At 67.6% G+C, this 14,030-nt stretch carries 12 protein-coding genes; 4 read left to right on the forward strand and 8 right to left on the reverse strand.

Annotated features, from left to right (window positions below):
- Positions 1-55: 55 nt before the first annotated feature.
- The 5 genes from BLS34_RS17455 to BLS34_RS17475 form a co-directional block, all read right to left on the reverse strand.
- Entirely contained in the window at positions 56-1,339 is a 1,284-nt protein-coding gene (locus BLS34_RS17455; RefSeq protein WP_215906146.1) for an ABC transporter substrate-binding protein, read from the reverse strand.
- A 226-nt stretch (positions 1,340-1,565) separates the two neighbouring features.
- Positions 1,566-2,180: a 2-hydroxychromene-2-carboxylate isomerase gene (locus BLS34_RS17460; protein ID WP_093152313.1), complete on the reverse strand. Its 615-nt coding sequence runs from the start codon at positions 2,178-2,180 to the stop codon at positions 1,566-1,568.
- A complete protein-coding gene (locus tag BLS34_RS17465) occupies positions 2,177-3,802 on the reverse strand; it encodes an AMP-binding protein (protein ID WP_093152546.1) in 1,626 nt (541 codons plus the stop codon). Before BLS34_RS17465 ends, BLS34_RS17460 begins: the two co-directional genes overlap by 4 nt.
- A 49-nt stretch (positions 3,803-3,851) precedes the next feature.
- Positions 3,852-4,493 carry a TetR/AcrR family transcriptional regulator gene (locus tag BLS34_RS17470; protein WP_175474270.1) on the reverse strand — a complete coding sequence of 214 codons (642 nt, stop codon included), beginning with the start codon at positions 4,491-4,493 and terminating at the stop codon, positions 3,852-3,854.
- A gap of 142 nt (positions 4,494-4,635) precedes the next feature.
- On the reverse strand, positions 4,636-6,309 hold the full coding sequence (locus BLS34_RS17475) for a flavin-containing monooxygenase (RefSeq protein WP_093152318.1): 1,674 nt from the start codon (positions 6,307-6,309) through the stop codon (positions 4,636-4,638).
- Positions 6,310-6,692: 383 nt separating this feature from the next.
- On the opposite strand from BLS34_RS17475, the gene BLS34_RS17480 reads away from it, so the two are divergent.
- On the forward strand, positions 6,693-7,781 hold the full coding sequence (locus BLS34_RS17480; RefSeq protein ID WP_093152321.1) for a helix-turn-helix domain-containing protein: 1,089 nt from the start codon (positions 6,693-6,695) through the stop codon (positions 7,779-7,781).
- 6 nt (positions 7,782-7,787) lie between these two features.
- Here the strand turns inward: BLS34_RS17480 and BLS34_RS17485 are convergent, their stop codons facing one another.
- Both BLS34_RS17485 and BLS34_RS17490 read right to left on the reverse strand, forming a co-directional pair.
- Positions 7,788-8,393, reverse strand: coding sequence for a flavin reductase family protein (locus BLS34_RS17485; protein ID WP_093152324.1), 606 nt, complete (start codon positions 8,391-8,393; stop codon positions 7,788-7,790).
- Positions 8,394-8,406: 13 nt separating this feature from the next.
- The gene (locus BLS34_RS17490; RefSeq protein ID WP_028792883.1) at positions 8,407-9,216 is read right to left on the reverse strand and encodes an inositol monophosphatase family protein; all 810 of its coding nucleotides are present in this window, start codon (positions 9,214-9,216) and stop codon (positions 8,407-8,409) included.
- 169 nt (positions 9,217-9,385) lie between these two features.
- On the opposite strand from BLS34_RS17490, the gene BLS34_RS17495 reads away from it, so the two are divergent.
- Entirely contained in the window at positions 9,386-11,695 is a 2,310-nt protein-coding gene (locus BLS34_RS17495; RefSeq protein ID WP_175474271.1) for a xanthine dehydrogenase family protein molybdopterin-binding subunit, read from the forward strand.
- Positions 11,696-11,861: 166 nt separating this feature from the next.
- Here the strand turns inward: BLS34_RS17495 and BLS34_RS17500 are convergent, their stop codons facing one another.
- Entirely contained in the window at positions 11,862-12,623 is a 762-nt protein-coding gene (locus BLS34_RS17500; protein ID WP_215906147.1) for an IclR family transcriptional regulator, read from the reverse strand.
- A gap of 111 nt (positions 12,624-12,734) precedes the next feature.
- Here BLS34_RS17500 and BLS34_RS17505 point away from each other — a divergent pair, with 111 nt between their 5' ends.
- Entirely contained in the window at positions 12,735-13,448 is a 714-nt protein-coding gene (locus tag BLS34_RS17505; RefSeq protein ID WP_038013296.1) for an SDR family NAD(P)-dependent oxidoreductase, read from the forward strand.
- Between the two features lie 44 nt (positions 13,449-13,492).
- The gene (locus tag BLS34_RS17510) at positions 13,493-14,020 is read left to right on the forward strand and encodes a 2,4'-dihydroxyacetophenone dioxygenase family protein (protein ID WP_093152332.1); all 528 of its coding nucleotides are present in this window, start codon (positions 13,493-13,495) and stop codon (positions 14,018-14,020) included.
- Positions 14,021-14,030: the final 10 nt, after the last annotated feature.

Raw genomic sequence — 14,030 nt, forward strand, 5'->3', positions numbered from 1 at the left:
ACCGACGCCCGGGAGAGATCCGGGCGGAGGTCAGTCCCTCCGCCCGAACGGCGCATCAGGCGTAGCCGTTGCGCTTCTTCCAGTCCGCCTCGTGCTTGTAGATCTCCGACCAGGCGGTCTGGTCGAAGCCCACCACATAGGGCTCGTCCACGATGGTCTTGGAATAGCCGACCATATAGTTGACCAGCGTGTGGTCCTCCTCGCGGATGGTCAGCGTGCCGTCGACGCCGAACGGCGAGTCGATGGTCAGGCCGGCGGTGGCCTCCGCCATCTTCATCGTGTCGGCGTCGCCACCGGTCTTCTTCAGCGCCTCGGCGACGAAGTTCACCGCCGCCGCGTTCTGCCAGGCCCAGTTGGTCGGCAGCACGTCGGAATTGGCCATGTAGCTCTCGTACCAGGCCTCGTTCTCCGGGGTATCCGGAATGTCCTTGTGGTAGCGGCTACCGGAATACACACCGGCCGGACGGCTCTTGATCGCCGTAAGCACCGGATAGTCGCCCAGGTTGACCGCGAAGGCGGTGAACTGGTCGAACAGGCCGTAGAGGCTGGCCTGGTCGAAGAACGCGACGAGGTCGCCGCCCCACAGGCAGGAGTACAGCACCTCCGGCTGGGCGTTCAGCAGCGCGGTCACGTTCTCGGTGTAGTCCGGCTGGAACAGCTTCGGCCAGGTCTCGGTGATCACCTCGGTCTCGGGCGCGAAGAGCTTCACGTATTCCATGAACTCTTCGGTGTTGGCGCGGCCGTAGGCATAGTCCGGAGAGATGGTGGCCCACTTCTTCAGGCCCTTCTCCTTCACCACCTTGGCGGCGACCAGACCGCCGCCGACGGCGTCGTGGATGCCCTGGCGGCAGGAGCGGAAGACCCAGTCGACCTGGTTCTTCGGATCGGCGGTCAGCGACGAGGTTTCGGAGTTGGTGTGGATGCAGAACTGCTGCATGTCCCGCACCACCTCGTTGACGGCGAAGGACGCGCCCGAGGCCTCGGCGTCGAGAATGATCTCGCAGCCCTCGTTGTTCACGAGGTCACGGGTCATGCGTGCCGCCTCGTCGGGCTTGCCGCGCGAATCACGGAACACCGCCTCCAGCGTGCGCCCTTCGATGCCACCCGCTTCGTTGATCTTGCGGATCTCGTTATTGATGGCGGAGACGGAGGACTCGCCGAGAATGGCGACGCGGCCCGACAGGATGGTCGGAACGCCGATCTTGATCGGCGTGTTCGCAGCCTTCAGATAGGCAGGAAAGCCGGTGATGCCGGTACCGACGGCGGCAGCCGCGGCGGCACCTTTCAGGACGGTGCGCCGATCGAGGCCCCGGCGCGGGCTGGAATACGACTTCTTCATTGCGATCCTCACTTGATGACGACCCTCTTGCATCACGGTACGTGGCGAGGGTTCGGTTTTTTTGTGGTCTTATTGACCGGAGCATGGTGATCCAACGCTCCGGCTGTCAAGGTCAATGAATAATGACTCATGGGTCATTTCATTGGCGTCCTCCGTCCCCGCTTCGATCGGGGTTGCGGCCGGTCAGCGCGGCCCAATTACCCATCCCGATTGATCGCGCACCGCCCTAAGCCGGAGCGCGTTCGGCCACCCCGTGCTCCCGCAGGCGCTCGCAGAGCAGGTCGATGCGGTCGCCGCCCCAGAACAACTCACCGTCGAACACGAACATCGGCACACCGAAGACTCCCAGAGCCTCGGCCTCGGCGATGACCGCGTCCATCTCGGCCCGCCCTGGACCTTCCACATAGGCCTCGTAGGCCCTCGCATCGCCCCCGAGATCGGCGACCAGCGCCGACATCTCGGCCAGCACGTCGAGATCCAGGTCCCGCTTCCAGAACCGCTCGAACACGGTGTCGTTATAGGCCCGGAAGAAACCCTCGCGCTGGGCGAAGAGCATCCCGGCATTGGCGTAGTAGCCGTTATAGACCCGCGTCGGCCCCTTCAGGGTGAGCCCCTGCTTGTTGGCGTAGCGCCGGGCATCCATGTAGGAATAGCGCACCCGCCGCCAGGAATGCTCGGTGCGGGTTTCAACCGCTCCAAGATATTCCTCGATCCGCAGGGTGTAGGGCCGCCACTCCAGGGCGACGTCGAACCGGTCCTCCAGGGCGTAGGTCGGCGCCACCGCGACGAAGGCGTAGGGGCTCTTGTAATCGGTGTAGACCCGGATGACGGGCTTGGTCATGGAGACGATCCTTCAATTTTCGGCCGACGGGATGCGTCGCGCCCGGTGCCCCGATCCCAGCAATCCGGGGTCAGTCCGGCGGCGCGGAGGACGTGTTTTTCGACCTTGGCGGTCGGCGTTTTCGGCAGGGCGTCGACGATGCGGATGTAGCGCGGGATCATGAAGCCCGGCAGGCGCGATTCCAGAAAGGCGATGACGGCCGCCGGATCGATGCTCCGGCCCTCGACCGGGGCTAGCACGGCCAGCACTTCGTCCTCGGTGACGTCGCTCGGCACCGCCACCACGGCGGCCTCGCGCACGTCGGGATGGGCCAGGATCTCGACCTCCACCTCATAGGAGGAGATGTTCTCGCCACGCCGGCGGATCGCGTCCTTCAGGCGGTCGACGAACTGGTAGTCGCCGTCGGTGTCGCGCACGAACATGTCGCCGGTATGGAACCAGCCGTTGCGCCAGGCGGCCGCCGTCGCCTCCGGCCGGCCGTGATAGCCGTGGGTCATGGTCCAGGGCGCATCGGAGCGGATGATCAACTCGCCCGGCATGCCGTCGGCCACCGGGATGTCGTTGGCGTCGACCAGCCGCACCTCCACGCCATCGCGCGGCCGCCCGCAGATGTTCGGCTTGCCCGGGTTGGCGCCCGAGATCAGCGGGGTGCTGATCTCGGTCATGTTGAACAGGGTGTAGACATCGACGCCGAACCGCTCCCGGAACGGCGGACCGGCCTGCCCCAGCGGCACGATCATCACCGCCCGCAGCGGGTGGTCGCGGTCGTCCTCGCGCGGCGGCTGCTTCAGCAAGAAGGTGGCCATCGCGCCGAGCAGGAACACGCAGGTCACCTCCAGCCGGCGCACCACCGGCCAGAAGTCGTCGGTGCGGAACCGCTCGACCACCGCGATGGACGCGCCGACGCACAGCGCCATCGACGCGATGAAGGCGCCGCCGATATGGAAAATCGGCATGTGCAGCAGATGCCGGTCGTCGGCCCGGGTGCACGTCCAGGTGTCCGGGTTCATCGCCGTGTAGCAGTGGAGGTAGGAGGACAGGACGCCCTTCGACCGTCCGGTGGTGCCGGAGGTGAAGATGATCGACTGGGTGTCCCAGGGCGCGATCGGCGCGTCCAGCGGTTCGGGCTCGCGTCCCTCCTCCAGCAGCACGGCCTCGCCATACAGGGCCAGGCCGTCGGGCGCTTCCCGCCCCGGTTCCGGCGCCGCCACCACGATGCGGGTCAGCGCGGCGGTGGACACTTCCAGCAGCCGGTCGAGGCAGTCGGGATGGACGACCGCGACGGTCGCTCCGGAATCCGCTACCACATGCTCCAGAATGGCGCCGCGATAGGCCGGGTTCACCGGCACCGAGACCGCGCCGATATAGTTGGCACCGAACATCGCCCGCAGCCCGAACGCTCCGTTCGGCATTACCACCAGCACCGCGTCGCCCCGCCCGACACCGAGCCGCTGGAGCCCGGCCGCGGTCGCGCGCACCCGGGCCAGCGTCTCGGCGAAGGTCCAGCCTCCGCCCTCCTCGAACACCGCGTAGACGTCGTTGCCGCGTGTCGCGGCATGCCGCTCCAGGGCATAGCGCAGGACGCAGGTCTCGGCGGACGGCGCGGCGCTCGTCACGGACATTTCCTCCTCCAAGCGGCCCAGGATGTCGTGGCGCATCCCTTTGGCCGGGTCATTCCTCGGCAGGCAGCAGCATCGCCTTCACATTGGCGCGCAGAGTGGCGCGGAACCGGTCGACCGCCTCGTCCCGGCTCTCCAACGCCAGCATCTGCTGGATGGTGACGGTGGAGGCCCGGAAATGGGTGATCGCGCCGGTGAGGTAGAACGCGACCATCTCCGGATCGCACGGCCCGAACCGGCCCTTCGCCTGGCCTTCCCGGATCGCCGCCGCATAGGCTTCAATGAGCGGCAGCAGATACCAGCGCCGCGCCTTGGTCGCCCGCGACGGGTTCTCCATCAGCTCGCGCAGCAGCAGCGCCGCGTAGTCTCCGTGGTCCAGCGACCAGTCGAGGAACCGTTCGACCATCGCCACCACGCCGTCGAGATCAGGCTCGAACCCGTCCGGCTCCGGCATGTAGGGCGTGATGCTGTCGGCGATCCGTCCCAGCACCTTGCCGTACAGCTTTTCCTTGGAGCCGAAATGGTAGATCAGCGTGGCGATGGAGACGCCGGCCACCGCGCCGATCTGGCGCAGGCCGGTGGCGGCGAAGCCCTGGGTCGCGAACAGCCGCTCCGCCGCCTCAAGGCAGGCCTCGCGAGTGTCCGGCGCGCCGAGAGGGCGTCCTGCCTTACGCGCCTGGGCTGTCGCCGCCAAACTCGTCTCCATAATTAATCGATCGATAGATTAAATAACTCAAAAAAGAGGGTCAACGGCGGAAATCTCCTCCGTTGACCCAGGACAGGGGCCTGGCATTGGGGGGACCAGGCCTCAGGGATTTGGATGGTCTGGCCTCGGCTCAGGCGTTGACCGCCTCGGCCTGGCTGTCGGCTTTGTCGCGGGACAGCACGAAGCCCTCATAGCCCTTCTCCGCAACCTCGTCGCAGATGCCGCGGAACCGCGCCATGCCGCCGGCATAGGGCATGAAGACCCGGGGCTTGCCCGGAACGTTGGCCCCCAGGTACCAGGAATGACCGGCCTGCGGCAGCAGAGTGGCGTTGGCGACCTCGTTGACATGGTCGACCCAGCCGGTCACCGCTTCCTCGGTCGGCTCGATCCGGTCGATGCCGTCCTTCTCCATCGTCTCGATGCAGTCGGCGACCCATTCCACATGCTGCTCGATGGCGACCGGCATGTTGCAGAGCACCGACGGGCTTCCCGGTCCGGTGATCGTGAACATGTTCGGGAAGCCGGCCGCCTGGATGCCCAGATAGGTGCGCGGCCCCGCCTCCCAGGCCTTGTTCAGGGTCACGCCGTCGCGGCCGACGATGCCGAGCTTCAGCAGCGAGCCGGTCATGGCGTCGAAGCCGGTTGCGAAGACGATGATGTCGAGCTCGTATTCCCCGTCGGTGGTCTTCACGCCGTTCTCGGTGATCTCGACGATCGGCGTGTCGCGCAGGTTCACCAGGCTGACATTGTCCCGGTTATAGGCTTCGAAATAGCCGGTATCGATCGGCGGCCGCTTCGTGGCGAAGGGGTGATCGATCGCCGCCAGATTCTTGGCCGTCTCCGGATCCTTCACGATCTCGCCGATCTTGCTTTTCAGGAAGTCGGCCGCCGTGTCGTTGGCCGCCTTGTCGAGCAGGAGGTCATTGAACGACGCGCGGAACCGCAGGCCGCCGACCTCCCACGCCTTCTCGTAGATCTTGCGGCGCTCCTCGGCGGAGACGTCGAACACCTTGCGCTCGTTGATCAGGAACGGGTGACCGTTGGTCGAGGCCCGCATGGTCTGGCGGATCTCGTCGATATTCTCCTTCGCCCAGGCCTTGAACTCGGCCGACAGCGGGTGATTCTGCGCCGGGATCGAGTAGTTCGCGGTGCGCTGGAACACGGTGAGGTGCTTGGCGGTCTCGGCGATCACCGGCACCGCCTGGATGCCGGTCGAGCCGGTGCCGATCTGGCCGACCCGCTTGCCGGTGAAGTCCACGCCCTCATGCGGCCACTGGCCGGTGTGGTACCACTTGCCCTTGAACGTATCGCGCCCGGGAATATCCGGCACGTTGGCCGAGGACAGGCAGCCCACCGCGGTGATCAGGTACTTGGCCGAGACCGTCTCGCCGTCGTCGGTGGACACCCGCCACAGATTGGCCTTCTCGTCGTAGACCGCGCCGGTGACCGTGGTGTCGAACTGGATGTCGCGCTTCAGGTCGAGCTTGTCGGCCACGAAGTTCAGGTACCGCACGATCTCCGGCTGCTGCGGATAGCGCTCCGACCACTCCCACTCCTTCAGCAGCTCGTCGGAGAAGTAGTAGCTGTAGGAATGGCTCTCGGAATCGCAGCGCGCGCCGGGATAGCGGTTCCAGTACCAGGTCCCGCCGACCCCGTCCCCGCGCTCGATCACCCGGGCGTTCAGGCCGAGGCGGTCGCGCAGCAGATGGAGCTGGTACATCCCGGAAAACCCGGCGCCGATGATGACGGCGTCATACTGGGCCGCGCCATCGCGCTTGGCGGCAGAAGTCGATCCGATGGTCATGAGTCTTGGTATCCTCCTGATGCTCGGGGTGAATAATGAACCATCGTTCATATTCTAGCAAGCGGTCATCTGTACCACCGCGCACGGTTTCGGGACGCAGAATGCCGTGCCGGGAGCCGCCCTTCTGCGCTTAAGGATATTGACCTTTCGCGCAATTATCGAGGATGCTCGCGTATGCAGCGTTTGGGTTGAGTCACCGCCTTGATCCGCAGCATTGGACCGACATCGAGGGAATGTCGGTCGGCGGGCCAGCCTTGGGCCGTGAAGACAGCCCGACCAGTGCCCAGGTACCCGGCAACGGGTGCCACGAATAGCCGAAGAGTGGGGGCTCTAAGGCAGCGCATGGATATTCCGGCCTGCCCGTCGTTTTGGGGGAAGACGAAATGGCGCTGGATTCAGCCCTGCCGTCGGTGTCGCTTATTCCGGGTACTTTATCGAACGAGGAGCTGTTCTGGCGCTGGCGGACGGGGATCTCGCATTATTTCCGTTCGGTGCCGCTGGTCGATCCGCGTCGGCCGACCCGGGCGCCCAAGGTTCACTTCTACAACGCCGGCGGCTTCCATTTTTACCACACCGACCTGTCGGAGCAGCAATACGTGCGCGATCCGGCATGGCTGCGACGCAACGACGACTCCGATCCGGTGGCGATCCAACTCTTCCTGCAGGGTACCAACCACGTGGAGAACGCCGGACGGACCTACGTCATGGCGCCCGGCATGATCAATTCCGTCAATCTGGGTTACGAGGTCCGTTCCTCCTGCACGGACGCGGAGGCGCTGACCCTCGCGCTGCCTCGGCTGATGGTGGCGGAACACCTGCCGAGCCTGCATGAGACGCATGGGCCTCTGTTCGCACTGGACAGCACCGCGGGACGGCTGCTGGGCGATTTCATGCATTCCCTGCGCGAGACGCTGCCGGCGGCATCAGCTGCCGACGCGCCGATCCTCTGCCAGGCCCTGTTCGGTCTGCTGCAGGTCCTGATCGCGAATGGGGATCCGCATTCCGTCGATGCGCGCGACGGCACCTTCATTGCCGTGCAACGCCATATCGATCGGAACCTGGGCGATCCGAACCTGGGGGTGGCCAGCATCTGCGCCAAGTACCGGATGTCGCGGGCGACCCTGTACCGGCTGTTCCAGGACGAGGGCGGCGTGCGGGGCTACATCCTGCGCCGCCGGCTGCTGGCCTGTTTCACGGCGCTGAGCAGCGAGACCCAGATGAAGCGCGGGATCTTCGACATCGCCCTGGATTACGGCTTTACCAGTCCGAGCCATTTCGCCACCCGCTTCCGCGACGAGTTCGGCATGACGCCCAGCGAGGTCCGCGAGGCCGCCCAGGCCCAACACGCCCGGGGTCAGTCACCCATATTCACCGCCGCCTCGGCCGACCTGCCGGACGTTGAACTGATGCAGCGGTGGTCGCTGGAACTGGGCAGCCAGGACAGGCGGAATCCGGCCAACGACCCGTTCTGAGGTCCGTCACTCCGCCGCGTCGGGCCGGCGCAGCGCAAAGACCTCGGTGACCGCCGCGTAATCCATGTAGCCGCAGCGCGCCAGCGCCTGGGCGGCAGCCGTGTCGAACAGCCCGTCCTTCAGATAGACCTCGTCGATATGGACGCCGACCACCTCGCCCAGAACCATGTAGCGGGACGTCGGCTCGCCCTGGAGGTTCTTGAGCTGGATGAAATCGGTGACCTTGCATTCCAGCGCAGCCGGCGACGCGGCGACCCGCAGCGGACGGACCAGCCGGCACGGCGCGGTCTCGAGCCCGGCCAGCTCGAACTCGTCGACCTCGGCCCCCACCGGGCCGGACGACGCGTTCATCTCCTGCGCCAGCCCCAGGGTGGAGAGGTTGCAGACGAACTCGCCGGTGTCCCGGGCATTGACCGGACTGTCCTTCAGCCCTTCGCTGGTGAAGCTCACCATCGGTGGGTTGGTGTTGATGGCGCTGAAAAAGCTATAGGGCGCCAGGTTGTTCCGCCCGTCCCTGTCGACGGTAGAGATCCAGCCGATCGGCCGCGGGGCGACGATGGCCTTGAACGGATCGTGCGGCAGGCCGTGCCCGCTGCGGGGTTCGTAGAACATGTCGGTCCCTTGTTCAGTCGTCGAACATCCGGGTCCGGCGCCGGCACTCCGCCAGCACCCCCGACGTCCCCGCGATCAGCGTGTCGGCATGCGGCCCCTTGCGTCCAGGCCGGAACGGCACGCCGTCGCCGCCGGCCTCGCGCACGATCAGCATGCCGGCGGCCACGTCCCAGTCCAGCAGATACGGGTCCCAGGTCGCATCGAGCCGGCCGTCGGCCACATAGGCGAGCTGGATCGCCGCACAGCAGTAGTTGCGGGTCTGCGCACCGGCGTCGATCAGCGCGGTGATGGTGCGGTTGAAGACGTCGGGCTCGTGGCGCGGCGAGTGGCCGACGCCGATCACGGCCGCCTCCAGCCGGGTCGCCTGTGTCACCCGGATCGGCGCGCCGTCGCGGAAGGCGCCACCCCCGGCCGTGGCCCAGAAGGTCTCGCCGGCATTGGGATCGTGGATTACCCCGACCCTGGCCTCGCCGTCGCGGCGATAGGCGATGGAGACGACGAACTGGGGAATGCCGCGCAGGAAGTTCTGGGTGCCGTCGATCGGATCGACCACCCATCCCGTGGCGCTATCGCCGTCCGACCCGCCGGCACCGAACTCCTCGCCCAGCACCCGGTCGTCGGGGAAGTCGCGGGCGATCTCCCGACGGATCAGCTCCTCCACCTCCCGGTCGGCCGCACTGACCAGGTCCTGCGGCCCCTTGGCCTCGATCAGCAGGGTCTCGCGGTCCTCGAAGAACCGTCGGGCCAAACGCCCGGCCTCTTCGGCGGCCCGGCGGGCGGTCTCAAGCCGCTTGTCGTCGGAGGTCTGGGATGCGGCGCTCATGGGAACTCCAGCGGGTAATGACGCCAGCGGTTTAGAGCGACCGGGCCCTCTGTGCAACGGCCGCAGAGAATGGCCGAGGCCGGTCCGGCGCCCCCCCCCCTTATCCGCCGGGACTTTCCTGCTATGGTGCTCCCCCTCACCCGCGCGATCTCCAATTCGGGAAACGACCGTGACGACCTCAGCCGCCGCCAAGCCCTCCCTGCGCCTTGAAGACCAGCGTTTCCTGACCGGCAACGGGCGGTATGTCGACGACCAGCAGCGCCCGGGCCAGCTTCACGTCCGCTTCCTGCGCGCCGACCTCGCCCATGCGGAGATCGCCGGCATCGACGTATCGGCGGCGGAAATGCCCGGCGTGATCGGCGTGTGGACCGGCGCGGATCTGGTGGCCGACGGCATCGGCCCGATGCCCTGCAGCGTGGTCGCGGCGACGCAGGAGCCGATCATCATCCCGCCGCACCACGCACTGGCGGTCGACCGGGTGCGCTATGTGGGCGAGCCGGTGGTGCTCATCGTCGCCGACAGCGCGGAGGCCGCCGCCGATGCGGCCGAAGCCGTGACCATCGACTACGGCGAGCTGGCGACCGTCGCGGACCCTGCCGCCGCCGAGGCCGAGGGCGCGCCGCTGATCTGGCCGCAGGCGACCGGCAACTGCGCCTACCGCTTCGCCAAGGGCGATGCCGAGGCGGTGGCGGCGGCGATGGAGAGGGCCGCCCATGTGGTCGAACTCGACCTGGACAACCACCGGGTCTCCGCCTTCCCGTTGGAGCCCAGGGCGGCAGTCGCCGACTACGACGCTGACACCGGATGCTTCGCCATGGATCTCACAGGCCAGGGGCTGCACGGCATCCGCGCCGACGTCGCCGGGCCGGTTTTCGGGCTGCCGGCCGAGCAGTTTCATCTGCGCGCCGACGACGTGGGCGGCGGGTTCGGGCTGAAGAACTTCCTGTTCGCCGAATGGGTCTGCCTGCTCTGGGCCGCGCGCAGGACCGGACGGCCGGTGCGCTGGCTCGCGACCACCGGCGAGGAACTGGCCGGCTCGATCCACGGTCGCGCGGTGACCTCCCAAGCCCGCCTGGCCCTCGATGCCGAAGGCGACTTCCTGGCGCTGGACGTGGACATGGTCGCCGATATGGGCGCGTATCTCTCCAGCGGCGGGCCGAACGCCTCCACCAACGCGGCATCGACGGCCATGGGCGGCGTCTACCGGATCCCGGCGATCCACATGCGCAGCCGCGGCGTTTTCACCAACACCGCCCCGGTCGACGCCTATCGCGGCGCCGGCAAGCCGGAGGCGAACTTCGTCATCGAACGGCTGATCGACGCCGCCGCCCGGCGCTGCGGCTTCGACCCGGTGGACCTGCGCCGCCGCAACATCGTCGATACCTTCCCCTACCCCAAGGCGCTCGGCGCGGTGCTCGACTGCGGCCGGTTCCGGGGCAATCTCGACGACGCGGTCGCCCTGGCCGACCGGGACGGCTTCGAGGCGCGGCGCCAGGAGGCCACCCGGTCCGGAAAGCTGCTCGGTCTCGGCATCGCCTGCTTCCTGGAAAGCTCCCGCGGGGCGCCGCAGGAGGAGGTGGAGGTGCGCTTCGCCGCCGACGGCAAGGTGGAACTGGCCACCGGTACGGAGTCCAACGGCCAGGGGCACGAGACGGTCTTCACCCGCCTCGCCGCCGAACGCCTCGGCCTGCCGATGGACGCCTTCCGCTTCGTGCAGGCCGACACCTTCGCCACCCGCACCGGCGCCGGCCATGGCGGCGCGCGCACCATGCATATGGGCGCCGGAACCCTGATGCTGGCGATGGACGCTATGCTGGAGAAGGCGGTGCCGCTGGCCGCCCGGCTGCTGCAGGCCGATCCGGAGACGGTCACCTTCGCCGACGGCCGGTTCAGCGCCGGCGCCGACGACCGGTCTGTGTCGCTCCTGGAGGTCGCCGCGGCCGCGCGCAGCAGCGACGCCTCACCCGAAACCTCCGAGAAGGGGCTCGACACGGCCGTGTTCCGCCGGGACGTGCCCTTCACCTTCCCCGGCGGCTGCCACATCGCCGAGGTCGAGATCGATCCGGACACCGGGCACGTGACCCTCGCCCGCTACATCGCGGTGGACGACTACGGCACCATCGTCGACCCGCAGCTCTCCGAGGGTCAGCTCCATGGCGGCGTGGTCCAGGGCATCGGCCAGGCGCTGGGCGAGCGGATCGCCTACGACCCGGACAGCGGCCAGCTGCTCAGCGGCTCGCTTATGGATTACGCCCTGCCGCGGGCGGTCGACCTGCCGATGTTCGACGTGACCTTCGCCGGCGAGGCGACCGGCGCCAATCCGCTTGGGGCGAAGGGTGTCGGCCAGGCCGGCTGCATCGCCGCCCCGCCGGCGGTGATCAATGCGGTGGTGGACGCGCTGTCGCCTCTGGGAGTGGACCACATCCAGATGCCGGCGACGCCGGAGCGTGTGTGGCAGGCGATCGTGGCGCGGGGGTAGAAGCGCACGCCCCACCCGATCGTCTTCCCGGCCTCGCGCCGGGACCGGGGGTGCAGCACGCAGGAGCGCTTCCGAAGCTTTCTCGACGGTTCCGTCAAGCGGATGGCTGGATCCCGGCGCAAGGCCGGGAAGACGGGGATTTTGAGGCACGGGGCACCCCTCCCGCTCACCCACCGAGTTGCCGTGAGATCGCCGCGCAGCGCTCCAGCAGCGGGCGCCAGTACGCGGCGCGATCCGCCCGGAGCCGGAAGTTCGGCACCGACACGCTGACGCTGGCTACCGGCAGGCCTGCCGCATCGCGGATCGCCGACCCGAAGCAGACGATCCCCGTCTCGTTCTCCTCCTCGTCGGCGCTGTAGCCGAGGCGGCGGGCGGTCTCGATCCGGGCGTGCAGGGTGTCCCGGTCGGTCACCGACCTGTCGGTCACCGCGGCCAGCTCCAGCCGGCCGATCAGCGCCTCGGCCTCCGCCGTCGGCAGGGCCGCCAGGAACGCCTTGCCGACCGAACTCGTATGGAACGGCACCCGCGTCCCAACGGTGGAGGCCATGCGGACCAGTTCCGGGCTCTCCACCTTGTCGATATAGACCATCTCGTCGAGCATCCGCACCGCGAGGTGCACCGTCTCTCCCGTCTCGTCCCGGAGCGCCTCCAGCCTGCCACGGGCGAGCGCGCGGATGTCCTGCTGGGCCAGCGCCCGGTGGGCGAGGCCGATCAGCCGGCTGCCGAGGACATAGCGCCTATCCCGGCCCTGCCGGATCAGCCCCTCGGCCTCCAGCGAGGCGAGGATGCGGTAGAGGGTCGGCCGGGTCAGCTCGAGCCGGCGCGCCAGCTCAGCCACGCTCGGCCCGCTTGGATCATCCGCCACGCATTGCAGCACCGCCATGCTGCGCGAGAAACTCTGCGCGCCCTGGACCGGTCCCGGCTTCATCGCCTGCTCCTGCGCACATTGCATCGACCGATCAGCGGGAATTGACAGCGCTGCGGCTCCATGCAAATTCTCATAAAGTAGATATTAATCCATAATATGGACAAACCGATCATGTCAACCGGATCCGCGCCCGCGTCTCGCTCCGTCCTCGTCACCGGAGGCACCAGCGGCATCGGCCTCGCCATCGCCCGGGGCTTCGCGGCAGCCGGCCAATCGGTCACCGGCGCCGGTCTCGGCACCCTGCCGGAGCCGGAGGCGAACCTGTCCTTCCGCACCCTCGACGTCACCGACACAGCGGCGATCGCCGATCTCGCCGCCGGCCACGACCGGCTCGACGTGCTGGTGAATGCCGCCGGGGTGATCCGGCGGGGCGAGGAGCTGGAGCCGGAGGTCTTCGCCCAGGTGATCGACATCAACCTGAACGGCACCATGCGGATGTGCGCCGCCATGCGACCGACGCTGGCGTCGGCCAAGGGCTGCATCATCAACATCGCCTCCATGCTGAGCTATTTCGGCGGCGGGCTGGTGCCGGGGTATTCCGCGTCGAAGGGCGGGGTGGCGCAGCTCACCAAGTCGCTGGCCATCGCCTATGCCGCCGACGGCATCCGGGTGAACGCGCTGGCACCGGGCTGGATCGCCACGCCGCTGACCGTCAATCTGCGGGCCGACGAGACCCGTAACGCCGCCATCACCGGCCGCACGCCGATGGGCCGCTGGGGTCAGCCGGAGGAACTGGCGGGCCCGGCCCTGTTCCTGGCGAGCGACGCCGCTTCCTTCATCACCGGCACCATCCTGAACGTGGATGGCGGCTACGCGGCCATGTGACCGACACAGACTCGACCGACAATCAAAAACACGGAGAGACAGCCATGCCTTTGGAATCCGCAGACAAGGACCCGATGGTCCCCTACCAGCTTCCCTTTCCCAAGGAAGCCCAGCAAGAGATCGTCGTCCCCGCCGCGATCCCGACGGACGACCGGCTCTGGGTCAAGCAGGCGGAGAACGTGTTCTTCCGGCCGCTCTGCCTCAACGCCTCCCAGGGCTATTGGATGAACCTGCTGAAGGTCACCAAGTCGGGCGTGCTGTCGCGCCACCGGCATCCGAACGCGGTGCACGGCTTCGTGTTGAAGGGCCGCTGGTATTACCTGGAGCATGACTGGGTCGCCGAGGAAGGCGGCTATGTCTACGAGCCGCCGGGCGAGACCCACACTCTCGTCGTGCCGGACGACGTGGACGAGATGATCACCTACTTCCAGGTCAACGGCGTGATGTCCTACTGCGACCCCTGGGGCAAGCCGATCGGCTACGAGGACGTGTTCACCAAGATCGACATGTGCCGCAAGCACTTCGAGGAAGTCGGCCTCAGCGCCGACTACGTGGACCAGTTCATCCGCTGAGGCTGTCACG

This window comes from Thalassobaculum litoreum DSM 18839, from assembly GCF_900102465.1.
Taxonomy (GTDB): Bacteria; Pseudomonadota; Alphaproteobacteria; order Thalassobaculales; family Thalassobaculaceae; genus Thalassobaculum; species Thalassobaculum litoreum.